The organism is Henriciella aquimarina (assembly GCF_002088975.1).
GTDB lineage: Bacteria > Pseudomonadota > Alphaproteobacteria > Caulobacterales > Hyphomonadaceae > Henriciella > Henriciella aquimarina.
On the sequence record NZ_NCST01000103.1, the window covers coordinates 95,973 to 122,713 of the forward strand.

The following is a 26,741-nucleotide window of genomic DNA, read 5'->3' on the forward strand; positions in this document are numbered from 1 at the left end:
CATGCTCGACGCCTGGACCCTCTTTTTCGTCATCACGACCTTCGCGCTCTATATCGGCATCGCCATCTGGGCGCGCGCCGGCTCCACTGACGACTTCTATGTCGCCGGCCACGATGTTCACCCGACCGTCAACGGCATGGCGACGGCGGCCGACTGGATGTCGGCGGCGAGTTTCCTTTCCATGGCGGGCCTGATCGCCTTTATGGGGTATGGCGGCTCGGTCTATCTCATGGGCTGGACGGGCGGCTTTGTGTTGCTGGCGCTCCTGCTCGCCCCCTTCCTGCGCGAGTTCGGCAAGTTCACCGTGCCGGACTTTGTCGGCGACCGCTATTATTCGACCACCGCGCGCATCATCGCTGTGGTCTGCGCGCTGTTTGTCTCATTCACCTATATCGCCGGGCAAATGAAGGGGGTGGGAGTCGCCTTTTCCGGCTTTCTCGGTGTGCCCTTCGAGTGGGGCATCGCAATCGGCATGGTGATCGTCTTCTTCTATGCCGTGCTCGGCGGGATGAAGGGCGTCACCTATACGCAGGTTGCGCAATATTGCGTGCTTATCTTCGCCTTTACCGTCCCGGCGATTTTCATGTCGCTGATCATCACCGGCAATCCGGTCCCGCAGCTTGGTTTCATCGGCGAGGCGAAAGGCGAGGGCGTGGCGATGCTCACAAAGCTCAACACCGTCCTCAACGATCTGGGCTTCGGGGAATATACCCGCAGCGACAAGGCCCGGATCGACATGTTCTGTATCACCGCCGCGCTGATGTTCGGCACGGCCGGCCTGCCGCACGTCATCATCCGTTTCTTCACCGTGAAGAGCGCCGGGGCGGCGCGTGTCTCTGCTGGCTGGGCGCTTGTTTTCATTGCGCTGCTTTATACGACAGCACCGGCAGTCGGCGCCTTCGCACGGATCAACTTCATCGATACCGTCAACGAGTCCACCTACATCGCCGACAATGAGGATTATGACGCCCGCGCCGCCGAGATCGAGGCCGACGGCGGCAAGCCGGTGCCGACCTGGTACAAGACCTGGGAGACGACGGGCCTTCTCGCTTTTGAAGACAAGAATGGCGACGGCGTCATGCAGTATCGCGGGCCCGATGCGCCCGATGGTGTCGAGAACGAAGTGAGCCCCGACCGGGACATCTTCGTGCTTGCTAATCCGCAGATCGCCAATCTGCCGGGCTGGGTGATTGGCCTCGTCGTGGCCGGCGGGCTGGCGGCGGCGCTGTCGACGGCTGCGGGCCTGCTCATGGTGATCTCCTCGGCTGTCAGTCACGACCTCTGCCGGCGCACGATCTTCAAGGACATGACCGACAAGGATGAGCTACGCGTGGCACGGGCCTCGGCGGCAGGGGCCGTTCTGGCCGCCGGTCTGCTTGGCATCTTCTCTTCGCAGCTCGGCTTTGTGGCGCAGGTTGTTGCCTTCGCCTTCGGCCTGGCGGCCGCCTCGCTCTTCCCGGTTATCTTCCTCGGCATCTTCTGGAAACGGATGAACCGGGAAGGCGCCATTGCCGCCATGGTGACGGGTCTGGCGACCACATTCGGCTATATCTACTGGTTCAAATTCGTCGACACCGATCCCGCCCACTGGCTGTTCGGGGTCTCGCCCGAGGGCATCGGCTTTGTCTTCATGTGGGTGGCGGCAGCGGTCGGCGTCGTCGTCGCGCTCGCCACCAAGGCGCCGCCGCAGGACATTCAGGATCTGGTCGAGGATATCCGCGTGCCCGGCATGCGGACCCCGCACGGCAGTGGCGATACCGAGATGGCGCCGCTCTCCGACAGATAGCGGCCATGTAAAGCCGCTGAGGCGAGCTGCCTACTCGGCTGGCTGCTGGCGGTTGGCCTCGCGCAGTTCCTCGTCCAAGGCCCGCGCTGCGCTGGCGCGTGTCTTGGAGAGGCTTGCCACACCGAGATAGATCACCGGTGTCAGGAAAAGGGTGAACAGAGCAGCGAGCCCCAGCCCGCCAAAGACAACCCAGCCGATGGAGTTGCGCGATTCCGCGCCGGCCCCGCTCGAAAGGATCAGCGGCAGCGCGCCGAGCACGGTCGAGATGACGGTCATGGCGATCGGGCGCAGGCGGATCGTGGCGGCTTCCAGCACGGCATCGTGCACCGAGCGGCCTTCCGCGCGCAGCTGGTCGGCGAACTCCACGAGCAGGATGCCGTTCTTCGCCATCAGGCCGATCAGCATGATCAGCCCGATCTGCGAATAGATATTGAGCGAGACGCCCGTCATGGCGAGCGCATAGATCGCGGCAGCCAGTGCGAAAGGCACGGTCAGCATGACCACGACCGGGCTTGTAATGCTCTCGAACTGGGCAACGAGCACGAGCAGCACGATGACGAAGGCAAAGCCATAGGTCAGCATGATGTCGTGATTGCTTTCCTCCAGGGTTGCCGCCTCGCCCTGAAGCAATGTGCTGATGTCGTCCGGCAGGACCTCGTCGGCGAGACGCTCGAACTCTGCGATGGCATCGGCCAGCGGCATGCCTGGCGGGGTGTCCATATCGACCTGGATGGCGCGGCGCTGTTCGGTCCGGTCGAGCTGGGCGGCGACGCCTTCCTCGCGGATATTGGTCAGGGTCGAGATCGGCACGAGGCTGCCGGAATTGGACCGGACATAGAGGTTACGCAGCCCTTCCGGGTCGCGGATCGCGCCGGACTCCGATTCCAGGATGATCGGGATGGCCTGATCCTCGACATTGAGGTCGATCAGGTCTTCGCCGTCGACCATGGCGCGCAGGGTGAGCGAGATCTCGTCCAGCGGCACGTCGAGATCAGCCGCGCGGCGCCGGTCGACCTGGACCGACAGTTGCGGCTGGGTCGGCTGATAGGAAATGTCGGGGTTCGACAGTATGTCGGATTCGGTCTCGATGGCTTGGGTGAGAGCGCGCGCAGCGGTGTAGATTTCCGGGTACTCGTCGCCGAGCAGGGCCACCCGCAGGCCGCCACCGCGTCCACCACGGCTTTCCAGGCTGGAGCGGCCAAAGACCGAGACGCGTGCGCCGGGGATGTTTGACATCGGGCCCTGCAGTTCGGAGATGATTTGCTGCTGGCTCTTGTCGCGCTCTTCCCATGGGGCGAGCCGGGCGGTCACGCCGGTCCGGTTCGGGTCCCAGCGCCCGACGACGGTGAAGAGCGACTCGATCGTGCCATCATCGACATAAGGCTGGAGGATGGCTTCGATTTCGTCGGTTTCGCGCTCCATATAGGAGAGGCCGACCCCATCCGGACCGGTGGCGAAGATCTCGATGACGCCGCGGTCCTCGGCCGGAACCAGCTCCGACGGCAGGGTCGTGTAGACGAAAAGCGCGCCGCCGGCTGTCAGAAGCGAGACAAGAACGACGATGAGCGGATGGGCGAGGCAGGCCTTCAGGCTGGTCTTGTAAACGCCCAGCATCCAGCGACCGGCCCGCTCAAGCGGGCTGTCGGCAGACTCCGTGTCGCTGAAATGGAATTTGGAGGCAATCGCCGGGGCGAGTGAGAGCGCGACAAAGGAGGAGATCAGAACGGCCAGGGAAATGACGAAGCCAAACTCCCGGAAGAGCCGGCCCGTGGTCGAGGGCAGGAAGGAGATCGGGACGAAGACGGCAATCAGCACGGCTGTCGTTGCGATGACGGCGAAGAAGACCTGTTGTCCGCCGATAGCGGCGGCCGCGCGCCGTTTCAGCCCGTCGGACTGTTTGCGCTGGATGTTCTCGAGCACAACGATGGCGTCATCCACGATGAGGCCTGTGGCGAGGACGAGCGCCAGCAGAGTGAGCAGGTTGATCGAGAAGCCCAGCGCCCAGATGCCGGCCACGGTGCCGATCAGCGAGACCGGAATGGCCACAGCCGGGACAATGGTCGCTCGCATGGAGCCGAGGAACAGCCAGATCGTGCAGACGACGATAATGATGGTGATGGCGAGACTGGCGAGCACCTCGGTGACGGACTTCTCGATAAAGATCGCCTCGTCGGAGGTTACCGTCAGCGAGATATTGTCGAAGCGCTTGTTCAGCTGGTCGACCTTCTTCTTGGCGGCCTCGGAAATCTGGATCGTGTTGGAACGCGCCTGACGAACGATTCCCAGCCCGATGATCGGCTCTCCGTTGAGGCGCAGGAAGTCTTCCGCATCGGCCGGGCCGAGTGCGACCTCGGCGATATCCCCGATGCGCGTATTGTCCCGGATGATGATATCCTTGATGAGTGCCGGTGTGGCGGCTGTCGCTTCGGCGCGAACGATCAGCTCCTGATCGCTTGAGCGGAAACTGCCGACAGGCACGTCAAAGGGGGCCTCACGCAGGGCATTGGCGACATCCCCGGTCGTCAGGCCGAAGCGGCTCAGCCGCAACGGGTCGACGACCACGCGCATCTGGCGCTCGCGTGTGCCGAATTCCTGGACGGTGGCCACCCCGTCAATCGCAAGGAATTCCGGGATGATGTCATTAGTGATGATCCGCGTCAGTTCCTCGTCGCTATAGGCGTCACTGATCACGGCGATGGTGAGGACCGGTCGGCCTTCATCGTCGGCCTTCGTCACGAAGAGGTTTTCCAGCCGGTCGGGCAGCTCGCGGGTCACACGGCTGACGGCTTCGCGCACATCGGAGGCCGCGGTGTCGAGATCGACACCGGGATTGAACTCGATGTGCATGCGGGAATTGTTTTCCTCGCTCGAGGACTGGATCTCGCGCACGCCGGACACGCGCGCAACCGCACCTTCGAGGATACTGGTCACTTCCGCATCGATGGTTTCAGGCGCCGCGCCGGGCAGGTTGGCACGCACGGAGACGACCGGGCGGTCGACATCCGGCAGTTCGCGCACCTCGACGCCCAGAATGGCAGCGAGCCCCGCGATCACGATCAGAAGATTGAGAACGGTGACGAGCAGGGGGCGCCGGACGGCCAGTCCGGGCAGGCCTGATCCGGGTGGCATCATGGCAGGCCAGCGGTCGGGCCGCCCTCTGCATGCCGTGTGCCGCCGGGCCCGGCGAGCGACTGGGTCTGGCCGGGTGTCTCGACAGGTGTGCCCTCACGGACTTTCTGGACGCCTTCCTCGATGATCCAGTCGCCTTCCTGAAGACCGGCCTTTACAAGCACATAGCCTTCTTCCCGCGAGACGATGGTCAGCGAGACCCGTTTGGCGCGGCCATTGTCGACAGCCCACAGGAAGGCGCCATCGCCGCCCCAGACGATCGCGGCGCGGATCGTATAGGCGCGGGTCGTCGTATCGATGGAACTGTCGATGTTGACGATCTCGGCCTGATAATGCTGGTCGGGCTCGGAGAAGGGCTCGATGCTGATCACATCCCCCGTCTCGACGCGGCCGAAGGTCTGTTCCGGGGCCGGGAAATCGACATAGAGCACATCGCGGTCGTCCAGGCGGGTGATTACCGTGTCGGTGGTGATCCGTGCGCCGGGATCGATATCGGTGAGCCCGACATAGCCGGTAAACGGCGCGCGCACGGTGCGGCGCTCAAGAGCATCCTGGGCGATGTCGAGTTCGATCTCGGCGGCATCATAGGCGGCCTTCGCCCGGTCAAGCTCATTGCCGGCAATGACGCCGGGGGTGCTGACACGGTCATAGCGGTCGATCAGGCGCTGGGCATCTTTCAGCGCGACTTCTGCCTGCCGCACGGCCAGACGCTCGGCGCGCGCTTCCAGCTGTACGAGAACCTCGCCTGTCTCGACCCGGTCACCCGCGTCGAAATTGACCTTGGTGACCTCTCCGCTTGTTTCGGGATAGATCGTGGCTGTCGTCCGCGCCCGTGCCGTGCCGACAGCTTCGACACGCGTCGTTTCCGTCACGAAGGAGACCTGGTGTGGCACGATCTGTACGGCGCGTTCGGAACGCGCGGCAGGCGCACTTTCCTCACCGCCCTGGCAGGCAGTGAGCGCAAGGGCAGCCAGCGCCAACAAATATGATCTTGTTCGGGTCGTCACACTGACCTTCATACCAAACCAGTCCTAAAGTTTCGTCACTGCAGCAATGACAATTGCGTGAGGATATGCGGAATATCTGCCGCCGTCCTGTCGCGAGCCAGTCTCGCGAGCTTCGCCTGCGCTTCTGACACGATGGTCATGTAGTCCGGACAGGCGATTCAACCAACAGTATCTCCGTCTCTTTGGGCAAAATTATGTGCCTGCACAATGAGCGGGTTTCCGTTGCGCGAGCATCGGGCAGAGTGGCAGGGCGAAACCGGCCCCGGGCAATGAGAAAACGGGCCACTTGCCATGATCGCCCCCGTGACTCCGGGCAGGGGCGGCGCCTATAGTCGATCTGGTTGATATTCGGGGGCATGGAGGCTGGTTTGAAGCCACAGAGCAAGGCGACGCGCAGGCCAGGCACATGGTCCAACTGGTCGGGCAACCAGACGGCCGCGCCCGAACGCATTGCCGAACCGCGCGATCTCGACGCGCTCAAGGTGCTGGTAAAGGCTGGCACGGCGCCGGTGCGGGTCGCCGGGGCCGGTCATTCGTTCACACCCGTCGCCATTACAGAAGGCACGCTCCTGAAGCTCGGCCATCTTGGACTTGTCCACAGCGTTGACACGGAAACGAAACGCGCCTGGGTGAATGCCGGGGCACGGCTCAGGGATCTCTCTCCGGCGCTGGAAACGCATGGTCTCGCCTTTCGCAATCTCGGCGATATCAATGCCCAGACGCTGGCGGGCGCCATCTCGACAGCGACGCACGGGACCGGTGCGAGCCTGCCCTGCCTGTCGGCCGAAATTACCGGACTGAAGATCATGCAGGCGGATGGCGAGATGCTGACGGTTTCGCGCGAGGCGGATGCGGATGTGTTCGACGCCGCCCGGGTTTCGCTCGGAACGCTCGGTGTTCTGGTGGAAGCAGAGGTGCAGCTGGTCGATGCGTACCGCCTGCACCGCACGACCTGGGCCGAACCGCTCGACAGCCTGATCGGTCATGCGCCATCGCGCTGGCAAACGCGGCGCAATTACGAATTCTTCTACATCCCCTTTGCCGGCTACGGTATCTGCATCTCGCACGAGGAAACCGGCAAGCCGGAGACCGAACGCCCGCCGCGCGATGATGACGAGGCCGTGCTCGGCCTGAAACGCGCCCGCGATTATGCAGGCGATGACATCAAGGGCCGCAAGGCTTTCCTCAAATCGGCCTTCGAGAATTTCCAGGGTGAGGATGTCGTCGGCAATAGCTGGGAGCTGCTGGCGAGCCAGCGCAACATCCGCTTCAATGAAATGGAGTATCATCTGCCGGAAAAGCGGGCGCTGTCGGTTTTCGAAGAGGTGGTCAGGACAATCGAGAAGAAACGGCCGGATGTTTTCTTTCCGATCGAGGTGCGCCGCACGCGGGGCGACAATATCTGGCTGTCGCCGTTTAATGGCGGCGGCCGGATCTCGATTGCCGTGCACGCTTATCATGAGGATGATTACAGCTTCTTCTTTTCGGAGATCGAGCCGATCTTTCGCAAGGCGGGCGGACGGCCGCACTGGGGCAAGCTTCACAGCCTGAAAGCTGCGCAACTTTCAGACGTTTACCCTGACTTCGTGACCTTCTGTAATGTCCGCAACCGGCTCGATCCGAAGGGCCGGTTCCTGACCCCTTACCTGCGCGCGCTGTTTGGCGCGAACGGGGCCTAAATGGCCGGCGATCCAGCTCTCTCCCGCGACTATTTTGACAGTCTGTCGGCAGCGCTTGTCGAGGCCGGCATCGCCCAGCCGACGTTGATTGTCGACCGCGCGCGGCTGGACCGGAATATCGACACCCTCATGCGTCATCTGCCGGACGGCATGGGCTATCGCATCGTGGCGAAGTCGCTGCCATGCCTGCCGCTGATCCGGTATATCCGGGAGTGCACCGGCACCGACCGGCTGATGACCTTCAACCTGCAGATGCTGTTGCAGATCGCGCATGATATGCCGGACGCCCATCAGCTGCTTGGAAAGCCGATGCCGGTCGCCGCGGCCCGGCGTTTCTATCAGGAGGCCGGCCCGGAGGCGCGGGTCCAGTGGCTGGTCGATACACCGGAGCGGCTCGCGCAATATATCGCGCTTGCGAAAGATCTGGCTGTGCCGCTCGATCTCGTGCTGGAGGTCGATGTCGGTCTTCACCGGGGCGGGTTTGCGCCCGATGAGGCGCTGAAGCAGGCGGTCGAGACGATGGAGGCCTCGAACCATGTCCGCTTTGCCGGATTGATGGGCTATGAGCCGCATCTCACCAAACTGCCGGAAAAGGGCGGTCTCAGAGAGCGGGCCGCAGAAAGCGCTTGGGAGATTTATGCCAGGGCCAAGGCGTTGACCGGTTGTGCAGACGGGCCGGCTGGCCAGCAGCCGCTCACGCTCAACACGGCGGGCAGTCCGACCTACCGGCTCTACCGGGATACCGGTCTGGCCAATGAGGTCTCTGCCGGCTCGGTGCTGGTCAAACCGACCGATTTCGATACCGATCTTCTGGTAGATCATCTCCCGACCAGCTTCATCGCGACCCCGGCGCTGAAAGTGCTCGACGGGGTGAATGTCGCCGGGTTCGAATTCGTGCCCGGTCGTGAACCGGACGTGCCGGACGGGCATGCCAAAACGGTCTACACCTTTGGCGGCAACTGGATGGCGAAGCCGGTCTGGCCGGACGGGCTTGTCCTCAACGATATGTATGGCCGCTCCAGCAATCAGCAGATGCTGACCGGGCCGGCGGATCTTGATCTTGAAGCCGACGACTTCGTCTTCTTCCGGCCGACCCAGTCGGAAGCCGTCTTCCTGCAATTCGGCGATATCGCGGTGTATGAAGACGGTCGGATTGTCGAGACATGGCCGGTCTTTCCGGCCTCAGCCTGACGGCAACTGTAGCGGATGCCGCAGGATTGTGCCTGAGACTTGCGGCGGGTCCGATTTCCGCCGAATATCGGCGTGATGGGACAGACAGTTGCAAAATCGCGCGCCGGGCAGGCGGATGCGCCGCTCAACAAGGACCGGATCGTCGAAGCGGCCCTGGGGCTGCTGGATGAGGTCGGCCTTGAAGGGCTGAGCACGCGCCGGCTGGCAAGCGAACTCAGCATCAAGAGTGCGTCGCTCTACTGGCATTTCAAGAACAAGGACGAGCTTCTGGATGCGATGTGCTCAGCCATGTTCAACGAGAATATGAGCATGCTGAAGCCGCGGGGGGCGAGCTTCGACTGGGCAAAGTGGCTGGCCGATGGCGCCCGCAGGATCCGCCAGACAGCGCTCTCGCGCCGCGATGGCGCACAGATCATGGCGCGGGTGCGCCCGCATGGTGAACGTTCGACCGAGCGCACGCGGCGCAATCTCGAAATGCTGGGCGAGATCGGGTTCGGCGCCGATGAGAGCCGCTACATCATCGTCACGCTGAGACGCTACGCGATTGGCTGTGCGATGCAGGAGCAGGCCGACATCGCCGCCGGGAAGATCCCGACAGAGGGCGATGGAACCGCCTCATTCGAGTTCGGCCTTGGCCTGATCATCGACAGTCTGCGTGCACGTGTGGCGCCGGCCTGAGCCTACTCCGCAGGCGGGGCGACGAGCCCTTCGGCCGGATAGTCCATCTCTCTCAGGATGCGCTGCTGAACTGCCGGGCGCTTCCAGGCGAAGTTCCAGGGCAGGCCCAGCCGGATGGCGGCGTCTGCGGCGGGATAGCCTTTAACCGGAATCCGGTCCGCTGTCTTGCCCAGCGCCTTGATCGTCGTGCGGGCGATCGGCGAGAGGTCGTATTCCGGTCCGAGTTCCAGCACTTCGCGCACTTTTGGCGGCAGGATCGAGACCGATGCGTTGGCGAGGCTCGACTGCAGCGCTTTCGGGACGCCCTTGGCGGCGCGCCCGGACTTCATGATATCAAGGAATTCGGTGTTGATCTCATGCGGCTCGAACCGTGGCAGGAGCTTTTCCAGCATGGCATCGAAATCTGCCGGGGAGCGCACCGGATTCTGGACGCCATAGAGCCTGGCAACAGGCTCACCTTCCTCGTAGAACTGGCACTTCTCGGCCTCGGACAGCGGTTTCACGAAGCGGTCATAGGCAGTCATGAAGCCGTAGCTGGCGGTCGCGGATACCCAGTCGAGCAGCTCGACGTCCAAGGCCTCGTAATGCTCACCGAACGGCGTCTCGCCCTTTACGCGCTTGTGCATGTTGGTGACGCCCTGGATAACCCGGCGCGCGGCGCTGGCCGGGCCGTACACGCCGACCATGGCGGCGGTGCCAGTGCGCTGCGAGCGGCCGATCGGATCGGTCTTGAAGACCGAATGATCCCAGACACCGGAGCGGATGCGGGCATCGGCGAATTCGAGAAGGACGGCGGTCACGCCGCCAATCGCCAGGGCGATCGGGTTCTTGAAAACGCGCCATGACATCGAATCCGGTGCGGCATAGGCCGGCTCGCCGGGCGGGGTTTTGTAATCGATCTTCCAGCCGAGATAGGACTTCATTTTTTCCATTTTCGGGTCTCCCAGTTACAGGCGAGTCTCTGACAAAGCGTCCGGATCGCCAAGCTGTTGGAAGTAACAGGATCATATCGTGGTTAAGGGGGCACGCGCAATTCGGCGGGTCCGGTTGCCGCGCGCTTAAGGGGCAGGGCCTTAGAGTAGGATCGACGTAAACTGACCTGAGGGCTTTTCGCCATGCAATTGTCTCCTGTCGTGACACTCATCCTCTCCATCGTTTTCGGGGCGGCCGCCGTCATCGGGGCACGTCTCTGGATTGGCTCGACGCAGAACGAAGAAGCGGCTGTGGAAACGGCTGCGCCGGTCGAGGTCGAGACAAGTGAGGTGCTGGTTGCGGTGCGCGACATCCCGCGCGGCGTGACCCTCAGCGCCGACTGGTTCCAGACCGAGACCATGCCTGTCACCGATATCCCGCGGGGCGCCTTCAGTTCGAAGGCCGATTTCGAACGCACGGGCCAGGGCCGGCGCACCCTGATCGAGATCGCTTCTGGGGACGTCCTCTCGGAGAAGCTTTTGCTGGCGCCGGGGATGCGCGCCTCGCTGTCGGCCAAGATAGAGCCGGGCATGCGCGCCTATACCATCCGCACAACGGATGTGAGCGGTGTTGGCGGTTTTGTTCTGCCGGGCGATCGGGTGGACGTGATCTTCATCGAACAGCGTGCGATTGAGAGCCTCGCCGAGGGTGGAGCAGGGCAAGCGTCCCGGGCCATCAGCCCGACGTCCGAGGTCCTTCTACAGAATGTTGAAGTTCTGGCCGTCGATCTCAATGACGACATGACCGGCAATGATCCGGGTGTCTTCCGGACGGCCACGCTTGGCGTGAGTCTTGAGCAGGCACAGAAACTCTCCGTGGCAACAGAGCTCGGGGGCCTCTCGCTCGCGTTGCGCGGCAGTGCCGACAAGGCTTTCGAGCAAGCCGAGGCGATCAATCTCAAGGACAAGCCGAAGCCGCGTCAGGTGGCCTATCGTCCGTCACCGCCCAAGCGCCTGCAGCCGAAGAAGGCCCAGTCCCTGGATGTCGAGGTCGTTCTTGGCGATCAGGAAACGACCCACACCGTTCCGAAGAGCGAATAAGGAGCAGTGGCCCTTTTCTTTGCTGCCCGTTTTCCAGAGATCAGGGACTCAAGGGCTTTTGCCTGTTTGAGTAAGCCTACATCTGACCCATGACATCGACCATGCGCATGGCGGCTGGCAGCAGAAGTACGGTCAGCAGGGACGGGAAGACGAACAGGATCAGTGGCACGGTGAGCTTGGCCGGCAGGGCCAGCGCCTTTTCTTCGGCCTTGAGCATCCGCTTTTCCCGCATGTCGGTGGCGAAGACGCGTAGCGTTTCGCTGACGCTCGTGCCGAGCTCTTCGGACTGGCGCAGCATCACTGCAAGTGACCGTGCCTCGTCGAGCCCCAGCCGATCGGCAAAATTCTTCCAGGCTTCCGCGCGGGCCCGTCCGGCGCGGGTTTCCAGCGTCATGATCTTCATATGGTCGCTGAGCCAGGGATAGCGCTGGGCAACCTCCTCAGAGACGCGCTGGACCGCACCATCGAGGCTGAGACCGGCCTCGACGCAGGCAACCAGCAGGTCGATCATGTCCGGAAAGCCCTCGCGGTACTGATCGGTGCGTTTGCCGATCTTCTTGTCGAGCATGAAGGAAGGCGCGACAAAGCTCACAATTGCCAGGGCAACCGAGGAAAGTAGGAGGCCATTGTCCGGCATGACGTCATTGATCAGCGGCCAGCAGCCCAGGAGCAGGAATTGCGGGATGACAAGAGCGACAAACCGGATCCCAATATAGAAATAAGGCGCTGATTTCGAATAATATCCTGCGCGCATCAGACGGTCGCGAAGCACGCTCAGCTGTTCGGAGTTGGGGTCGGAAAAGCGCCGCCCGATCGTTTCGATCACGGAGGATTTCTGCCGGGCCGGATAAGCTTCAGCCTTGGGTCGGCGGGCCTCGCTTTTTAGCCGCTCATTGACCTGGCGTTTGTCACGGACAGAGCGAAAGACACTGCTGCCAAGTACGAGCATGGCCGCGCCCATGACGATCATGATGATCGTGATGACTGTCGTGTCCTGAGGAATGTTTGCCATCATCGCACGGCTCCTCCTCAGACCTTGAAGTTGATCATCTGGCGCATGACAACATTGCCGACCACGATCCAGAAAAAACAGGCGCCAAGGCCGATCTGGATGAAGCGTTCATGGATGACATCGCCATAGAAACTTGGGGTGAGGAGGTACATCGCCGCCATCACCAGGAACGGGGCTGCTGTTAGGATCAGGGCCGAGGCGCGGGCTTCCGAGGAAGCGGCATTGATCTTCAGGCGCATCTTTTGACGCGCGCGCACCGTGGCGGCGTTGATCTTGAGCAGGCTGGCGAGATTGCCACCCGTCCTGGCCTGAAGGCGCACTGTGGCTGCAAAAAGTTCGACATCGGGCTGCCTGGTGCGCTCGGCGAGCTTCTTCACCGCCTCTTCGAGGCTCGAGCCATAGGCGATTTCGTCGGCGGCCATGCCGAACTCCGACCCGATCGGATCCGGCATCTCCTTGCCCACCAGCGTCACGGCGGTCGGGACGGGGTGGCCGGCCTCGAGGCTGCGCACGATGATTTCCAGCGCATCGGGCAGCTGGGCGCCCATGAGCTTTTCCCGCTTGGCGGCCATGTATTTCAGGAAGAAGACCGGCAGTGCCGTGGAGGCCAGCAGCGCGGCCACGACACCGATAACAAGGCTGTCCAGGAACCAGTAGGCGAGACCGAAACCGACCGCGCCGAGCCCGCCGGCGAGCGCGGCCCACTGGGTCGGCTGGAAGTTCAGGCCGGAGCGGGTCACGAGATCGTTGAACCAGCGCATGGCGAGGCGCTGGTTGCCCTCACCGTCGAGCCCGCGCTGACGGCGCAGCTCGACGATAAGGTCGGCCACAGTGTTCTGCGTTTCCTTGACCTTGAGGCGGGTATTGATGCGCGTCTTGGCGACGGCCTTCTTGCCGAAGCCCAGCACGGCATGCATCGCCATGAAGGCGGATGCGAAAGCCAGGACATAGATAACGGCGGAAATATCCATGGGCACCCGGATGCGTCCTTACGGCACCTGAAGCAGCGGCTTTGACGGATCGAAATATTCGACCGGCAGGTGCACGCCGCGGCGCTGCATTTCGTCCAGGCATTTCGGACGCAGGCCCGAAGCACGGAATTCCCCGACGACCGTGCCGTCTTCTTCCGTGCGCAGCCTGTCGAAGGTGAATATGTCCTGCATCTGGATGATGTCGCCTTCCATGCCGGTCACCTCGGTGATGTGCGTCACGCGGCGCGAGCCATCCGACAGGCGCTGGGCCTGGATGATGATGCCGATGGCCGAAGCGATCTGGTGGCGCACCGCTTCCGGCGAAATGCGCAGGCCGCCCATGGCGACCATCTGCTCCAGACGGCTGATCGCCTCGCGAGGATTGTTGGCGTGGATCGTGGCCATTGAGCCTTCGTGACCGGTATTCATGGCCTGCAGCATGTCGAAGGCTTCTTCAGAGCGGACCTCACCGAGGATGACGCGGTCCGGGCGCATCCGCAGGGCGTTTTTGACCAGTTCGCGCTGGCGGATTTCGCCCTTGCCCTCAAGGTTTGGCGGGCGGGTTTCCATGCGGGCCACGTGCGGCTGCTGCAGCTGCAGTTCGGCGGCGTCCTCGATGGTGATGAGGCGCTCCTTGTGGCTGATCGCCTTGGAGAGGGCGTTCAAAAGCGTTGTCTTGCCCGAGCCGGTGCCGCCGGAAATGATGGTGGTGACCCGGCACTTCACCGCGCCATGCAGGAATTCCGCGACCTCTTTCGGCATGGCGCCGAACGAGATCAGCTTTTCCAGGGTCAGCGGCTTTTTCGAAAATTTCCGGATGGAGACGAGCGGCCCGTCAATCGCGACCGGTTCGACAGCGGCGTTCACACGTGAGCCATCGAGCAGGCGGGCATCGACCAGCGGCTGGCTCTCGTCGACGCGCCGGCCGACGGCGGAAACGATACGCCCGACGATGCGGCGCAGGTGAGCATTGTCGCGGAACTTGGCTTCGGAGAGTTCAAGCTCGCCGCCGCGCTCGACATAGACCTGTTTGGCGCCATTGATCAGGATATCTGAAATGGTCGGGTCGGCCAGCAGCGGTTCAAGCGGTCCGAGACCCGTCATCTCATCATAGACGGAATCGGCGAAGTTCGCGACTTCGGCCTGGTTCATCGGGATGCGCTCGTCGCGCACGATCTCGGTCACGAGCCGGCGAACCTGCTTCTTCATTTCCATCTCGTCGAGCTTGTCGAGGACGGAGAGATCGAGTTCGTCGATCAGCTTGTTGTGGACCCGCAGCTTGGCTTCCAGCAGGTCGAGGGACGGGGAATCGAAATCGGCGTCCTCGGCTTCGGCATCGTCGGCGGTAAAGATCGGCGCTTCGTCATTCTTCGCGCGCACGGTCGGGGTGCGTTCCTCCGGGGCCTCTTCTTCGGGCCGGGTGGCTTGCTGGGCTTTGGAGAGAAGGGAAAACCTCGCCATTATGCGCTCTTTCTCGCCTTGATGATCTGGCTGGTGGCATTGCCGCCGCGTTCCAGCGTCTCGATGAGAAGGCCGACATCCTTCGTGATGCGGTTGCCGGGTTTGGCCTGGCTGACGGCCTGACCGAAATTGACTGCGGAAAGGGCGGCATCCCAGTCCGAGGAAATCGTTCCGAAGACCGGCCGGCCAATGGCTTCTTCCGCCTGCGCGACGGTGACGGTGTTGCCGAACACCTTCTTGGCCATGCGGTTGAGCACGATGCGCGGGCTTGCGAGGCCTTCCGACAGGTCCTCGATCTCTTCGGCCCGGTTGCGCGCGGCATGCAGGGCTGGGACGGTGAGTTCGCTCATGACGATGTTCTCGTCCGAGCCGGTCACGACGGCCGCCGTCCAGGGTGACGGCCAGCGAGGCAGGTCGATCACAACATGGTCGTAGCTGGCGCAGGCAATATCGAGCACCTTGAGGATGGCTTCCGGCTTGATCGTGTTCCACAACCGGTCGGAGCGTGGGGCCGAGAGGAGGTGGATGCCGTTCTTGTGGCGCGTGATGAAAGCCTGAAGCAGGGCTTCGTCGATCCGGTCTGCCGACTGGGTGAGCGCCTGCTGGTTCAGGTTGGATGGGCAGTTGAGATAGCTGGCGCAGGCGCCGTCGAAAAAGTCGAGGTCGACGAGGCAGACCCGGTTTTTGTGCTCGCGCTGGCTGATCTGATAGGCGATCTCGACCGCAACGAGTGTCGCCCCGGCGCCGCCGACCGATCCGGTCACGGTCCAGCACTTGCCGGTTTCGTCAGCCCCGGATGTGTCACGGCGCGAGACCTGGGCAACCGATTGCTGCAGGGGCTCGGTGCCGATCGGCGTGTCCAGCATGTCCCAGCGCGCCATGGAGAGCAGGTGTTTCACCGCCAGGACAGGCACATTTTCGCCGATCACGATACCGGGCAGGTTGGGGGCGTCGCGGCCAACCCTGATCAGGAGTTCGACCAGATCGAAGCTGCCATCATTCTCGATGATGACGATGGCGCCCGGCTCGGCGATGGCGGCTTCGACGGCTACAGCCGCTTCGCTCTGAACCGTTACTGCGAGGCCGGCTTCACGGGCGGCTTCCGAAACGCTTCGGCCCCATTGTGGGGCGAAGACGTGCAGCCGCTGGCGGCCGCCTGCAGGACGCTGCGCGGGGGTGTCGCTCATTGAGAGGCTCCAGCCGATTGTGGAACGTAGCCAAGGTCGGGACGGGCTGTCTGGGCGTCGATATTGCGCTTCACAGCGCTGCCGAAGGCGGGCGCATCCGGGTCATCGACCCGACCCAGCAACAGGCGCTCGGCTTCGGAGGGCTCGGTCCGGCCCTGACGCGGATCAGACAGTTTCGTCCCCTTCGCGGCGGGATGAACCAGCCGCGGAGTGATGATGATGACGAGTTCGGTTTCGTTCTCGCGGAAGCGGTTCGACCGGAACAGCGCCCCAAGGATGGGCACATCGCCCAGCCAGGGGGTCTGCACCGATGAGGTGTCGACCGTGTTCTGGATCAGCCCGGCAATCGCGAAGCTCTCGCCGTCGCCCAGTTCGATAACGGTGGTCGCCTTGCGCACGCTGAGCGCCGGGATTTCGACGTCCGACAGGCGCACGGAATTGCGCGGATCGAGCTGGCTGACCTCGGGGCTTACTTCCAGGCGGATCTTGGAATCCGAAATGATGACGGGCGTGAATTCCAGACCGACGCCGAACTCGCGGAACTGGATCGTGACGACGTCCTGGTCTGCCGAGACCGGCACCGGAAATTCGCCGCCCGCCAGAAAGCTCGCTGGCTCACCGGAGCGGGCCACAAGGTTCGGCTCGGCAAGGGTGCGGATAATGCCTTTTTCCTCCAGCGCCCGCAGGAAGACATCGATATTCACACTGCCGGACCCGCCAAGAATGGAGGCGATGGTTTTCGGTGGATTGCCCGACAGCAGGCTGGACCCGGTCGAGAAGATGAAGTCCCCGGCGCGGCTGACTTCACTGCCAAGGCCGATTTCCTTCACATCTTCGCGTGAGGCCTCGACGAAGCGCACTTCCAGCATCACTTGCTGCGGGCTGCTGATGTCGAGCGCGTCGATGGTTGCATCGGGGGCATAGCTCGATGCGATTTCCATGATTTCGGCTGCGGTCGTGTCATCGGGCACATCGCCGCTGACATGCAGGCGCTGGGCGACCGTGCGCAGGTCGAGACGGATCTCGGGATAAAGCGCGGCAATATCGCTGCGGATGGCGCCGAGATCATACTGCACGCGCACATCGATCACTTCGACCAGAGCGCCGTCTTCGTCATAGACGAGGATGTTCGTGCTCCCGATGCTGCGCCCGCGGACATAAAGCCGGTTGTCGGCGGTCGGGGAGGCATCGGCGATTTCAGGCTGCGAGACGGCGATCCGCTTGAAAGGCCGGGCGACATTGACCGGCGTGGAGCGGTTCACCGTCACGGTGAGATCGGTATGTGCCGGTCCGGCGGTGGCGGCCACAGCATCGGTCTTGCCGCCGGAGAGGTTGGCTTCGGCCTGCGCAGGTCCGGCCAGGCATAGCACTGCGGCCAGGCAGGCAAGATGGGCGCATGGTTTGCGCAGTATCGACAGCATGGTCAGCCCCTGAACATTCTGTTCGGGCCGCGGAAAGGGCGGCCTGTCCAGTTGACAGGCTTAATGGAGAGGATTGAAGCCGCGCTGAAGTGATGCGATCAAACTTCTCGCAAATTTGTCTCTTCCCGGTGACTGGCTGTGAACGGGGGAGGGCGCTCAGCCCTCCTTTACCGGGCCGATCCAGACCTGCTGGGCATTGACGAATTCCATGATGCCATGCGGGCCGAGCTCACGGCCCAGGCCGGACGCCTTGATGCCGCCGGAGGGCAGGCGCGGATCAGTCTTCACAATGCCGTTTACGCTGACCTGGCCGGCCTCGATGCGCCGGGCCATTTCTTCGCCGCGCTTGGCATTGGTCCAGACCGAAGCCGCAAGCCCGTAAGGCGTGTCATTCGCCATCTCAAGCGCATGGGCTTCGTCCTTCGCGCGGATCAGTACGCCGATGGGGCCGAAGGTCTCCTCCTTGAAGGCCGTCATGCCAGGTTCGACGTCAGCGAGCAGGGTGACGGGGTAGAAGAACCCGTCGCCGTCGGGCAGTTCGCCGCCCAGCAGACAATCGGCGCCTTCCGAGATCGTGCTGCGCACTTGCCGGTCCAGCGCGTCGCGAAGGTCCTTGCGGGCGATCGGTCCGACATCGGTCTCATCCAGCTTCGGATTGCCGAGCTTCAATGCGGCGAGCTTGTCGCGCATGAGCTGCTTCATCTCGTCATAGACACTGTCCTCGACGATGATGCGCTTGGCCGCAATGCAGGACTGGCCGGCATTGATGATGCGCGAGGTCTTGAGCGTCTCGGCAGCCTTCTCCAGGTCGGCATCGGCCAGCACAATGGACGGGTCCGACCCGCCAAGCTCAAGCACGGCCGGCTTGATTTCAGAGCCGGCGATTTCGGCGACTTTCGAACCGCCCCCGGAGGAACCGGTGAAGGAAATGCCGCGCACGCGCTTGTCGCGCATCACCGCTTCCACGCGCGGGGTCTCGAGCATCAGGGCCTGGAAGAGCCCCTCGGGCGCGCCGACATCGCGGAAACACTTCTCGATGGCCAGTGCGCAGCCCGGTACGTGCGGATCATGCTTCATGAGGGCGGTATTGCCGGCCATCAAGGCGGGCGCGCAAAACCGGAAGGCGAGCCAGAAAGGCGCGTTCCAGGGCAGGATGCCAAGGATGGGCCCAAGCGGCAGGTGCTGGACGTAAGAGAGCGAGGCGTCCGACTCGATCACCTGACGGGTGAGATAGCCTTCGGCATGATCGGCATAGTGCTCGGCGCACCAGGCGCCCTTGTTGACCTCGCCGCGGGCTTCCTTGATCGGCTTGCCCATTTCTTCGGTCATGACCGGGGCGAGCGTCTCGACATTGTCGCGCATGTGCTTGGCGACGTCCCGCAGAACCTTCGCGCGTTCGGAGAAGCTCTTCTCCTTCCATTCGCGATAGGCATTTAGCGAGGCGGCAAGCTTGGCCTCGACCTGCTCATCCGTGTCGGCGGCCACGTCGCGCACGATTTCGCCCGTCGCCGGATTGACGGCTGTCAGCATGGTGTTCACTCCGATTGGTTCTGGCTCAGGCGCTGGCGCCCTTGCCATTGGTCGATTTGGCCTTGGGGGGCTCAGCTTTCGGCGGTGTGCTGGCGGCTTTCTTGTCGCCGGGCTTCAGCGTGAATTCCTCTTCCAGAGAGAAGAAGCTCTCGCAGCCATCCTCTGTGACATAGATCGTATCGGAGATACCGACCGTCTTGTTGCCGTCGACCCCCCAGACCCACGGGATGATATGGAAGGTCATGCCTTCCTTGAGGATCTGCGGATCGCCCTGCATCAGGGAAAGGATGTAGCCCTCGTCCCAGCTTGGCGGGAAGGCGATGCCGATGGAATAGCCGGACCGGGTGATCAGCGCGCCGCCATGGCGCCCGTCGGAGACAATATCGCGGACGATCTTGTCGGCATCGGACACCGTCAGCCCGGGCTGGATATATTTCTTCAGCTCGCGCAGGGCTTTCTGCATCTGACGCTGGGCGCTTTCCATCGAGGCCGACAGCTTGTCCTGCAGCACTACGGTCCGCATCATGGCAGTGTGGTAGCGCCGGTAGCAGCCACCGATTTCGAGGAAGACGTGTTCGCCGTCCTGCACGGTGCGGCCTTCCCAGGTGGCATGGCCGATCATGGTACGGGGCCCGGAGGTGACATAGGGCATGACGGCCGGCGGCTCACCGCCAGCCCGGAACATGGCGCTCGAAACCGCCGCGCCGATATCGTTTTCCGTCACGCCGGCCTTCACCGCGTCGATGCCGGCGCGCATGCCGGCTTCGGTGGCCTTGGCTGCCTTCTTCATCACCTCGATTTCGGCCTTAGACTTGATCATCCGGCCTTCCTCGACAATGCCGAAGCAGTCGAGCAGGCGCCCGGCGGTATAGGCGGAATGAATCCGGTCCTGCTGATAGGCTGGCAGGAAGTAGGAGTTCCGCTCATAGCCGACCGTGCAGTTATAGAGATCGAATTCGCGTAGCGCCTCGATCAGCCGCTGGATCGCGTCGCCATTATCCGCATAGGGCCGGGTCTTCTCGACCCAGGTGCGGGCATGGACGTTCGACTCCTCCATGTTCCGCGTGACCATGAAGCAGTCTCCGTCCAGCGGGACGACCAGCGCCTGGAAGAAGGAATAGCCGGTGGTCTGATAATCGGTGAGGTACATCAGGTTCTCGGGGTCCGAGATCACCACCGCATCCAGCTTGCGTTCGCGCATCCGGTCGCGCAGGCCTTCGATCCGCCGCACATATTCCTCGTGCGGAAAAGTCATGTCATCGCGCTGTCTCATGCCGGCTCCATCGCGCTTTGCATGGCGGTTTCGAGGATATCGAGGCCTTCATTCAGGTCTTCATCCGGAATGGTGAGTGGCGGGATCAGCTTGCCGACGCGCCCGTCGGTGCCACAGGCACCCAGCAGGAGGCCCTTCTCGAAGCATTCGGCGACAAGTTTCTTGTTGAGGGGGCCGTCTTTCGTGTCGAGGCCCCAGATCATGCCCTTGCCGCGGATCTCCATGCCCGGTCCGGCCATCTTCTTCAGCCGGTCGTGCATGATGTCGCCCTTTTCGCGGACCTCTTTCATGAAGCTATCGTCCTTGAAATAGTCCATGGCGACCTTGCCGGCGACGAAGGAGATGCCCTGGCCGCGGAAGGTGCCGGTATGCTCGCCGGGCGACCAGTGCTTGTCGTATTCCGGCTTGTTGAGATTCATGGCGAGCGGCGTGCCGAAGCCGCCAATGCCCTTGGCCAGCGTGATGATGTCCGGATCGAGATCCATGCCATCGAAGCTGAAATAGGAGCCTGTGCGCCCGCAGCCGGCCTGGATGTCGTCGATGATGAAAAGGGCACCGCGATCCCTGGCGAACTGCCGGATCTCCTTCAGCCAGGCTTCCTCGGCCACGTTCACACCGCCCTCGGCCTGGATGCACTCGACCAGAATGGCGGCCGGCTGTTCATAGCCCGACGAGTTGTCGCGATAGGCCTCTTCCATATGCTCCAGCGTGTGACCGAAGGGCAGACGGTCGACATCGTGAAGCGGCACGCCTGCGGCATTGCGGAAATAGGAATTGGCAGTGGCCGCCAGCGAGCCGAGCGTCATGCCATGGAAACCGTGTGTGAAGGCGATGACACGCTTGCGCCCGGTCGCCTTGCGGGCAAGCTTGAGGGCGGCCTCGACGGCGTTTGTCCCGGTCGGGCCGGTGAACTGCATCTTGTAGTCCCAGCCGCGCGGTTTCAGGATCGTGTCGCTGAACGCGTCGATGAAGTCGCGCTTGGTTGTCGTCATCGTGTCCAGGCTGTGCGGGATGCCGTCAGACTGAATGAAGTCGATGATGGCGTCTTTCATCTTCGGATTGTTGTGACCGAAATTGAGAACCCCGGCGCCGCCGAAGAAGTCGATATAGGATTTTCCGTTCTCGTCGACCTGACGGGCGTTGGAGGCTGACTTGAAGACGGTGGGGTAGGTCCGGGCATAGCCTCTGACATTTGATTCCCAGCGTTCGAAGAGGTCCATTTTCAGTCTCCTTTCAGATCGGTTTGCGGCACGCCTCAATCCTCTTGGGCGGTTGATTGCGAAGGCAGCGGCGCCCCGGCGAGGCGCGCATAGATGCGGGTTACGATCGGCAAAAGCCGGTCATTGAAGTCATAGCGCGGCGAGTGACAGGGCTCGTGATGGCCCTGGCCGTCATCGGCGCCGATGAGCGCGAAGGCGCCCGGAAGTTCCTTCAGGTAATAGGAGAAATCCTCCGACGCCATGATCGGCACGGGAAGCTGGTCATAATGCCAGTGCTCGCCCAGATCGGCGGCAATGGCGGCGCGCATTCGGGCGGCCTCGTTCGAATGGTTGATGGTGGCGTCGTAGCGCGGGAAGATTTCCACTGTCGCATCGACGCCATAGGCGGCGGCCTGCGTCTTTGCGATGTCCTGGATCATGCCGTCGATACGCGCCCTGTCGGCCGGGTCGGCGATGCGGATCGAACCAGCCAGTTTGGCGCTGTCGGGAATGACGGTTTCGCCGCTGGGCGCCTCGATCGAGGTGACGCTGACAACAGCGGCATTCTGTGGCGTGATGCGCCGGGCGATGATCTGCTGCAACGCCATCGTCACGGCAGACGCGGCGAGCACCGGGTCGCGCGTATTTTCGGGCTGACTGGCATGGCCGCCTGCGCCCTGCAGCGTGATGCGGAACGTCCCGTTGCCGGCCATGACGGCGCCATCGGGGCAGACCGCCTTGCCGAAGGGGATGGCCGGCCAGTTGTGCCAGCCAAAGATCATGTCGAGGCCTTCAAGTGCCCCGTCCTCGATCATCTTTTTCGCGCCATGCCCGCCTTCTTCGGCGGGCTGGAAGAGCAGGGTAACCGGCCCGGGCAGTTCGCTTTCGTGCGCCTTGAGCCAAGCGGCTGTCGACATCAGCGCGGCTGAGTGGCCATCATGTCCGCAGGCATGCATGCAGCCATCCGATGTCGAGCTCCAGTCATGCTTGCTGGCTTCGTGAATGGGCAAGGCGTCGATGTCGGCGCGCAGGCCGACATGACGGCCGGATGCGTTTTCCGCCAGATAAGCCACCGTACCGGTCCCAGCGCAGGTCCGCCATTTAATGCCAAGGGCATCAAGGGACGCTCTTATGGAAGCTGCAGTCTGCTCTTCATGCCAGGTCAGTTCGGGGTGGCGGTGCAGATTTCGCCGAAAATCGACGGACGCTCTGACAAGGTTTTGCCAGCGCTTCGCGCCGTCTGAAGTGTCCGGCTTGAATATGATGTCTTCCATCCGGTCAACCTATCGGTCCGCCGTAAGACTTCAACCCGCTTTCAGTTTATAAATCAGCGTATTCGCCAAAACTTTTTGGCCAAAAATCAAGCAGAAACAAGCGACCACTTAGACAATCTAAGTATGCGCCCGAGCAAGGCTAAGTTAGCCCTGAGACTGGCGCCGCTTGTCGGCCTTCTGGAGCAGGTCCATGAATTCATCGGGCACAGACTGCGTCGTGACGGGGGCGTAAGCCGTCTTCAGACCAGCCGACATTGCGCGGCCGAAGGCCCGGCGCTTGTGCCTTGCTTCTCCTGCGGCGGGATTTGTCCTGTCGTATGTCTGTCTATCAGTCATGATAATACTCTCAGTTCACCCAACTAACCGATAGGCGGACAAACCGTTCCGAAATTGCACTGCTGTATTCCTAACAGTAGAAAACCCTGTGTTAACCAGACACTCGCGCTGATTTCGTGCGCAGTGCAGGCTGTCAAACAGGGCGTGTGGCTTAAGAAGGGCGTTGTGCGAACGGGACTGGATGTGAGCGCCTGCCATGGCTGCTTTGTCCGCGGGCAGCCTCAAGATGAGGGCGACCAAAGCCAGCCGGGTAATTGACGCAGCGTAACAAATTCCGGAAGGTTTGGGCCGGGAGGCCCCTCGGATATGTCGACACAATACCCCTTGCGGACAAAGCGCAAAGCCGAAACGCGGAAGAAGATCGTCCGCGCTGCGCAGGAAATCCTCTATCGCAAGGGCTATGAGGTGACGACGCTTGAAGAGATCGCGGATGCGGCCGGCGTGCATGTCCAGACGCTCTATCGTCATTTCCCGAACAAGCAGACGCTTGCCAGCTATGGCGACCGGCGCTGGTTCGAGAAATTCCGGGAAAGGATCACCGATCCGCAAAGGACCGAGACGACCTTTGTCTTCTGGCGCGGATGGCTGGAAAGGACTTTCCGGTTTCTCACGTCCGATGGAGGTGAGCCTTACCGCCAGTACCTGACCGTGCGCCATGCGAACCCGCCCATTCTTGGCGAGTTGTCATCGATCCGGGCGCGCTATGAGGACCTGCTCTGTTTTTCCCTGGCGGAGGATTTCGGCATGGCGCCGGGTGGGCTCAGCAAGCCCCGGCTTGTGGCCGGCATGCTCTTGGCGGGTACGACCTATGTCTTGCGGCGCTATGAGGTGGAGGATATCGACCTCGTCAGTGAGGCTGTGGCGGTCGTCGATGAGGTCGAAGCCATGTTCGGCCATCTCGTCAAACCCAAGGCGCCTGCGGAATAGGCTCTCGGCGCCTAGCTGAACCAGCTTATGAACTGGCCCCATGGGACGGTGACGACGGTCAAGGCCGTCGCGCCAGCCGCAGCCGCATAGCCAAGCAGCATCAGCACCCCATCGCGCGCAATGAAGGCCAGCCCGAACAGCACGATCGCTGCGCCGGGCGCGGCGACGGCAAAGGGAACGAGTTCCAGCGGGATCATCAGCAGCGACAGCAGGGTGACGACCACGGCCGCGAAAAAGACCGAGATGCGGCCGGTCATGAATTCCAGCCGCTCGGAAATCAGTCGGTCAATTCGCTTCAGCCAGGGGCGCGCGCGCTTGTCAGCGGCTTCGAGCTTGTCTTTCGGGATTGAGCGCTTTTCCACGAATTGCGGCACCCAGATATGCTTGGCGCCGAGAATGATCTGGAAGCTGAAAAGGATGATGACAAAGCCGATCAGGGCCGGCAGGCCCGGGATAGCCCCAAGAGGAGGCAGAACGACAAGCAGGCCCAGAAAGGCAATCACCGGGCCGAAGGAGCGGTCGCCGAACAGGTCGAGCACGTCCCCGAAAGTGATTTTCTCTCCGTCAATTTCGTTAATGGTCCGCTCGAGCACATTCTCAAGCGGGTCGTTCCGCGATGCCGTCACGCGCATATTCCTTTCGATGGCCAGACCATACACGGGAAAGCGCCTGGATCGGCGAAAAGTTCACTGCGCAGACGCATAGTCCGGAGAAAGGATGAGCAGCATGGAGTGGCGCATCATCGGAACGAGCTTCTCGCGTTCGAGCCCCGGGTGACGGAGCACGCGGTTCGCGAGACCGGCAAACAGTACCATCAGCATATCGGTACGGGCTTCAGGTTCGTTGAGGCCGAGTTTCTCACGCAATATTTGGGTCAGTTGCGCCCGGATATACTGGTCGTGGCGCTGGATGATCTGCGCGATTTCGGGGTTGCGCTGGCCCTCTGCGAGCATTTCGAGATTGAGCGCGGACTGGAATATGTCGGTCTTCTCGGAGATGGACTGAGCCGCGCGCTCTGCCATGAAACGGGCCAGTTCGTTGGGATTGACGGCGTCGAACTCCGAGAAGCGTTCGGCGGCCACGGCCGACTCGCGATCGACAATGGCGGCGATTATCGCCTCCTTGCTCTCGAAATAGTGATAAATGTGGCCGACGCTCATCCCGGCGCGTTTTGCTATCTTGGACATGCCCGCACGGTGGAAACCGTATTCGACAAAGCAGTCGGCGGCGGCATCCAGGACCTGGTTTATACGGTCCGCGCGGCGTTTGTCGCCGCCGGTCATGGTATTCTTCATTTCCTGCACTAAATGAACCCTCCCAGGTCTTGACTTGGTGCGCTGCAGCAATAGATAGAACGTTCACTCTAAGTTTACAACTGCGTGCTATGATCAAAAACAATGAAAGGCACGTGAAGAAGGACATAATAATGAGAGTCCCGGTTTCCTCCCAAACCCCCCTCCGACGGGCACTCCCAGCTGGCTTGTCCGCTTTCGCACTGCTCTCGCTGGCTGCATGTGGCTCAGGCCATGAGCAGTCTGCCGGTGGCGGTGGTCAGCAGCAGATGCAGCAGCAAGCTCCCAAGGTCGATACGATAACGGCCGAGCAGACGACGGTTGAAAGCGTTCGGTCACTTCCGGCACGCGTGCAGCCTTTTGCTGAAGCAGAAATCCGTCCGCAGGTGTCCGGTCTCATCCAGAGCCGGCTGTTCACGGAAGGCCAGCAGGTCGAAGAAGGCGAAGCCCTCTATCAGATCGAAGCTTCGGAATATGCCGCGGCCGTCGAGAGCGCTGAGGCCGCGCTGGCCCGCGCTGAGGCCACGGCAGAGAATGCGCGTCAGGATGCCAAGCGTCTGGAACGCCTCGCCAATGTGAATGCGGTCAGCCAGCAGACCTACGATCAGGCTGTTGCAGCCCAGAAGCAGGCTGAAGCCGATGTCGGCATGCAGAAGGCGGCCCTGCAGCGGGCCCGCATCGATCTGGCCCGGACCAAGATCCGTTCGCCGATCAGCGGTCAGATCGGCCGGTCGAGATTCACACCCGGCGCGCTGGTTACGGCCAGTCAGGCCGAGCCGCTGGCGCGTGTTGTGCAGCTCGATCCGATCTATGTCGACATGACGGCCGCCTCTTCCGAGGTGCTGAAGTGGCGCCAGGATGTGGCCCAGGGCCAGATCCAGACGATTGGCGAAGGCCAGGTCGTTCCGGTGACCGTGCGCCTGGAGGACGGAGAAGAATATCCGATCCGCGGCAAGCTCGAATTCAGCGAAGTCAGCGTCGATCAAGAAGCCGGGACCGTCATCGTGCGAGCCCAGGTTCCCAATCCCGACGGTCTGATCCTGCCGGGCATGTTCGTGAAGGCGGAATTTTCTGCCGGCCAGCTCGAAGGCGTCATCCTCGTTCCTCAGCGGGCTGTTCAACGCACCCCCAAAGGTGAGCCTTATGTCTTTGTCGTCAGCGATGAAGGCACGGCTGAACAGGCCATGATCGAGACGGATGGGACCCAGGGCTCGGACTGGATCGTGACAAGCGGTCTTGAATCCGGCCAGCGTGTCATTGTCTCCGGTTTCCAGAGGGTCAGGGCAGGGGCGCCGGTTGAAGTTGCCGGTCCCGATCCGTCCAACATGACGGCCATGACCCGCGAAGCTAAAGCCGTAACGCCGGAATAACGGACT

General features: G+C 62.3%; 22 protein-coding genes. 7 read left to right on the forward strand and 15 right to left on the reverse strand.

Annotated elements, in window-relative coordinates:
- Window position 1: 1 nt before the first annotated feature.
- A complete protein-coding gene (locus tag B8784_RS15955) occupies window positions 2–1,786 on the forward strand; it encodes a sodium:solute symporter family protein (protein WP_084398897.1) in 1,785 nt (594 codons plus the stop codon).
- Window positions 1,787–1,816: 30 nt separating this feature from the next.
- Here B8784_RS15955 and B8784_RS15960 read toward each other — a convergent pair whose 3' ends face one another.
- Both B8784_RS15960 and B8784_RS15965 read right to left on the reverse strand, forming a co-directional pair.
- The gene (locus B8784_RS15960; RefSeq protein ID WP_407646491.1) at window positions 1,817–4,915 is read right to left on the reverse strand and encodes an efflux RND transporter permease subunit; all 3,099 of its coding nucleotides are present in this window, start codon (window positions 4,913–4,915) and stop codon (window positions 1,817–1,819) included.
- Entirely contained in the window at window positions 4,915–5,895 is a 981-nt protein-coding gene (locus B8784_RS15965) for an efflux RND transporter periplasmic adaptor subunit (protein WP_233356194.1), read from the reverse strand. Before B8784_RS15965 ends, B8784_RS15960 begins: the two co-directional genes overlap by 1 nt.
- 395 nt (window positions 5,896–6,290) lie before the next feature.
- On the opposite strand from B8784_RS15965, the gene B8784_RS15970 reads away from it, so the two are divergent.
- The 3 genes from B8784_RS15970 to B8784_RS15980 all read left to right on the forward strand — a co-directional run bounded on the left by B8784_RS15970 (window position 6,291) and on the right by B8784_RS15980 (window position 9,470).
- Window positions 6,291–7,601: a D-arabinono-1,4-lactone oxidase gene (locus tag B8784_RS15970; protein WP_233356195.1), complete on the forward strand. Its 1,311-nt coding sequence runs from the start codon at window positions 6,291–6,293 to the stop codon at window positions 7,599–7,601.
- Window positions 7,602–8,792 carry an alanine racemase gene (locus B8784_RS15975; RefSeq protein WP_084398901.1) on the forward strand — a complete coding sequence of 397 codons (1,191 nt, stop codon included), beginning with the start codon at window positions 7,602–7,604 and terminating at the stop codon, window positions 8,790–8,792.
- Window positions 8,793–8,867: 75 nt separating this feature from the next.
- Complete coding sequence (locus B8784_RS15980; RefSeq protein WP_143435566.1) at window positions 8,868–9,470, forward strand: TetR/AcrR family transcriptional regulator C-terminal domain-containing protein; 603 nt, start codon at window positions 8,868–8,870, stop codon at window positions 9,468–9,470.
- A 2-nt stretch (window positions 9,471–9,472) separates the two neighbouring features.
- On the opposite strand, the gene B8784_RS15985 is transcribed toward B8784_RS15980, so the two are convergent.
- Complete coding sequence (locus B8784_RS15985; protein ID WP_084398903.1) at window positions 9,473–10,402, reverse strand: oxygenase MpaB family protein; 930 nt, start codon at window positions 10,400–10,402, stop codon at window positions 9,473–9,475.
- A 183-nt stretch (window positions 10,403–10,585) separates the two neighbouring features.
- On the opposite strand from B8784_RS15985, the gene cpaB reads away from it, so the two are divergent.
- A complete protein-coding gene (gene cpaB / locus B8784_RS15990; RefSeq protein ID WP_084398904.1) occupies window positions 10,586–11,482 on the forward strand; it encodes a Flp pilus assembly protein CpaB in 897 nt (298 codons plus the stop codon).
- A gap of 76 nt (window positions 11,483–11,558) precedes the next feature.
- Here cpaB and B8784_RS15995 read toward each other — a convergent pair whose 3' ends face one another.
- From B8784_RS15995 to B8784_RS21390, 10 genes are all read right to left on the reverse strand, one after another.
- Window positions 11,559–12,497, reverse strand: a complete 939-nt coding sequence (locus B8784_RS15995; RefSeq protein WP_084398905.1) for a type II secretion system F family protein — start codon at window positions 12,495–12,497, stop codon at window positions 11,559–11,561.
- 14 nt (window positions 12,498–12,511) lie between these two features.
- A complete protein-coding gene (locus B8784_RS16000) occupies window positions 12,512–13,465 on the reverse strand; it encodes a type II secretion system F family protein (protein WP_084398906.1) in 954 nt (317 codons plus the stop codon).
- A gap of 18 nt (window positions 13,466–13,483) precedes the next feature.
- A complete protein-coding gene (locus B8784_RS16005) occupies window positions 13,484–14,926 on the reverse strand; it encodes a CpaF family protein (RefSeq protein WP_084398907.1) in 1,443 nt (480 codons plus the stop codon).
- Window positions 14,926–16,113: an AAA family ATPase gene (locus B8784_RS16010; RefSeq protein WP_084398908.1), complete on the reverse strand. Its 1,188-nt coding sequence runs from the start codon at window positions 16,111–16,113 to the stop codon at window positions 14,926–14,928. Before B8784_RS16010 ends, B8784_RS16005 begins: the two co-directional genes overlap by 1 nt.
- Window positions 16,110–17,534 carry a type II and III secretion system protein family protein gene (locus tag B8784_RS16015; RefSeq protein WP_084398909.1) on the reverse strand — a complete coding sequence of 475 codons (1,425 nt, stop codon included), beginning with the start codon at window positions 17,532–17,534 and terminating at the stop codon, window positions 16,110–16,112. The genes B8784_RS16010 and B8784_RS16015 overlap by 4 nt, the downstream gene beginning before the upstream one ends.
- 156 nt (window positions 17,535–17,690) lie before the next feature.
- A complete protein-coding gene (locus tag B8784_RS16020) occupies window positions 17,691–19,064 on the reverse strand; it encodes an NAD-dependent succinate-semialdehyde dehydrogenase (protein WP_084398910.1) in 1,374 nt (457 codons plus the stop codon).
- Window positions 19,065–19,089: 25 nt separating this feature from the next.
- Complete coding sequence (gene doeA, locus B8784_RS16025) at window positions 19,090–20,337, reverse strand: ectoine hydrolase (RefSeq protein WP_084398911.1); 1,248 nt, start codon at window positions 20,335–20,337, stop codon at window positions 19,090–19,092.
- Entirely contained in the window at window positions 20,334–21,557 is a 1,224-nt protein-coding gene (locus B8784_RS16030; protein ID WP_084398912.1) for an aspartate aminotransferase family protein, read from the reverse strand. The genes doeA and B8784_RS16030 overlap by 4 nt, the downstream gene beginning before the upstream one ends.
- Before the next feature lie 35 nt (window positions 21,558–21,592).
- Window positions 21,593–22,810: a N(2)-acetyl-L-2,4-diaminobutanoate deacetylase DoeB2 gene (gene doeB2, locus B8784_RS16035; protein WP_084398913.1), complete on the reverse strand. Its 1,218-nt coding sequence runs from the start codon at window positions 22,808–22,810 to the stop codon at window positions 21,593–21,595.
- A gap of 144 nt (window positions 22,811–22,954) precedes the next feature.
- The gene (locus B8784_RS21390; RefSeq protein ID WP_143435568.1) at window positions 22,955–23,146 is read right to left on the reverse strand and encodes a NepR family anti-sigma factor; all 192 of its coding nucleotides are present in this window, start codon (window positions 23,144–23,146) and stop codon (window positions 22,955–22,957) included.
- Window positions 23,147–23,452: 306 nt separating this feature from the next.
- Between B8784_RS21390 and B8784_RS16040 the strand changes: the two genes are divergently transcribed.
- A complete protein-coding gene (locus tag B8784_RS16040) occupies window positions 23,453–24,073 on the forward strand; it encodes a TetR/AcrR family transcriptional regulator (protein WP_084398914.1) in 621 nt (206 codons plus the stop codon).
- A gap of 11 nt (window positions 24,074–24,084) precedes the next feature.
- On the opposite strand, the gene B8784_RS16045 is transcribed toward B8784_RS16040, so the two are convergent.
- Window positions 24,085–24,699 (reverse strand): exopolysaccharide biosynthesis protein, encoded by a 615-nt coding sequence (locus B8784_RS16045; RefSeq protein WP_084398931.1) that lies wholly within the window; start codon window positions 24,697–24,699, stop codon window positions 24,085–24,087.
- 60 nt (window positions 24,700–24,759) lie between these two features.
- Window positions 24,760–25,368 carry a TetR/AcrR family transcriptional regulator gene (locus tag B8784_RS16050; protein ID WP_084398915.1) on the reverse strand — a complete coding sequence of 203 codons (609 nt, stop codon included), beginning with the start codon at window positions 25,366–25,368 and terminating at the stop codon, window positions 24,760–24,762.
- 185 nt (window positions 25,369–25,553) lie between these two features.
- Between B8784_RS16050 and B8784_RS16055 the strand changes: the two genes are divergently transcribed.
- Window positions 25,554–26,735: an efflux RND transporter periplasmic adaptor subunit gene (locus tag B8784_RS16055; RefSeq protein WP_158085710.1), complete on the forward strand. Its 1,182-nt coding sequence runs from the start codon at window positions 25,554–25,556 to the stop codon at window positions 26,733–26,735.
- Window positions 26,736–26,741: the final 6 nt, after the last annotated feature.

Coding starts and splice junctions, on each gene's coding strand:
- B8784_RS15955 (WP_084398897.1), top strand. CDS start 2: ATGCTCGACGCCTGGACCCTCTTTTTCGTCATCACGACCTTCGCGCTC.
- B8784_RS15960 (WP_407646491.1), bottom strand. CDS start 4,915: ATGCCACCCGGATCAGGCCTGCCCGGACTGGCCGTCCGGCGCCCCCTG.
- B8784_RS15975 (WP_084398901.1), top strand. CDS start 7,602: ATGGCCGGCGATCCAGCTCTCTCCCGCGACTATTTTGACAGTCTGTCG.
- B8784_RS15980 (WP_143435566.1), top strand. CDS start 8,868: ATGGGACAGACAGTTGCAAAATCGCGCGCCGGGCAGGCGGATGCGCCG.
- B8784_RS15985 (WP_084398903.1), bottom strand. CDS start 10,402: ATGGAAAAAATGAAGTCCTATCTCGGCTGGAAGATCGATTACAAAACC.
- cpaB (WP_084398904.1), top strand. CDS start 10,586: ATGCAATTGTCTCCTGTCGTGACACTCATCCTCTCCATCGTTTTCGGG.
- B8784_RS15995 (WP_084398905.1), bottom strand. CDS start 12,497: ATGATGGCAAACATTCCTCAGGACACGACAGTCATCACGATCATCATG.
- B8784_RS16000 (WP_084398906.1), bottom strand. CDS start 13,465: ATGGATATTTCCGCCGTTATCTATGTCCTGGCTTTCGCATCCGCCTTC.
- B8784_RS16005 (WP_084398907.1), bottom strand. CDS start 14,926: ATGGCGAGGTTTTCCCTTCTCTCCAAAGCCCAGCAAGCCACCCGGCCC.
- B8784_RS16010 (WP_084398908.1), bottom strand. CDS start 16,113: ATGAGCGACACCCCCGCGCAGCGTCCTGCAGGCGGCCGCCAGCGGCTG.
- B8784_RS16015 (WP_084398909.1), bottom strand. CDS start 17,534: ATGCTGTCGATACTGCGCAAACCATGCGCCCATCTTGCCTGCCTGGCC.
- B8784_RS16020 (WP_084398910.1), bottom strand. CDS start 19,064: ATGCTGACAGCCGTCAATCCGGCGACGGGCGAAATCGTGCGCGACGTG.
- doeA (WP_084398911.1), bottom strand. CDS start 20,337: ATGAGACAGCGCGATGACATGACTTTTCCGCACGAGGAATATGTGCGG.
- B8784_RS16030 (WP_084398912.1), bottom strand. CDS start 21,557: ATGGACCTCTTCGAACGCTGGGAATCAAATGTCAGAGGCTATGCCCGG.
- doeB2 (WP_084398913.1), bottom strand. CDS start 22,810: ATGGAAGACATCATATTCAAGCCGGACACTTCAGACGGCGCGAAGCGC.
- B8784_RS21390 (WP_143435568.1), bottom strand. CDS start 23,146: ATGACTGATAGACAGACATACGACAGGACAAATCCCGCCGCAGGAGAA.
- B8784_RS16040 (WP_084398914.1), top strand. CDS start 23,453: ATGTCGACACAATACCCCTTGCGGACAAAGCGCAAAGCCGAAACGCGG.
- B8784_RS16050 (WP_084398915.1), bottom strand. CDS start 25,368: ATGAAGAATACCATGACCGGCGGCGACAAACGCCGCGCGGACCGTATA.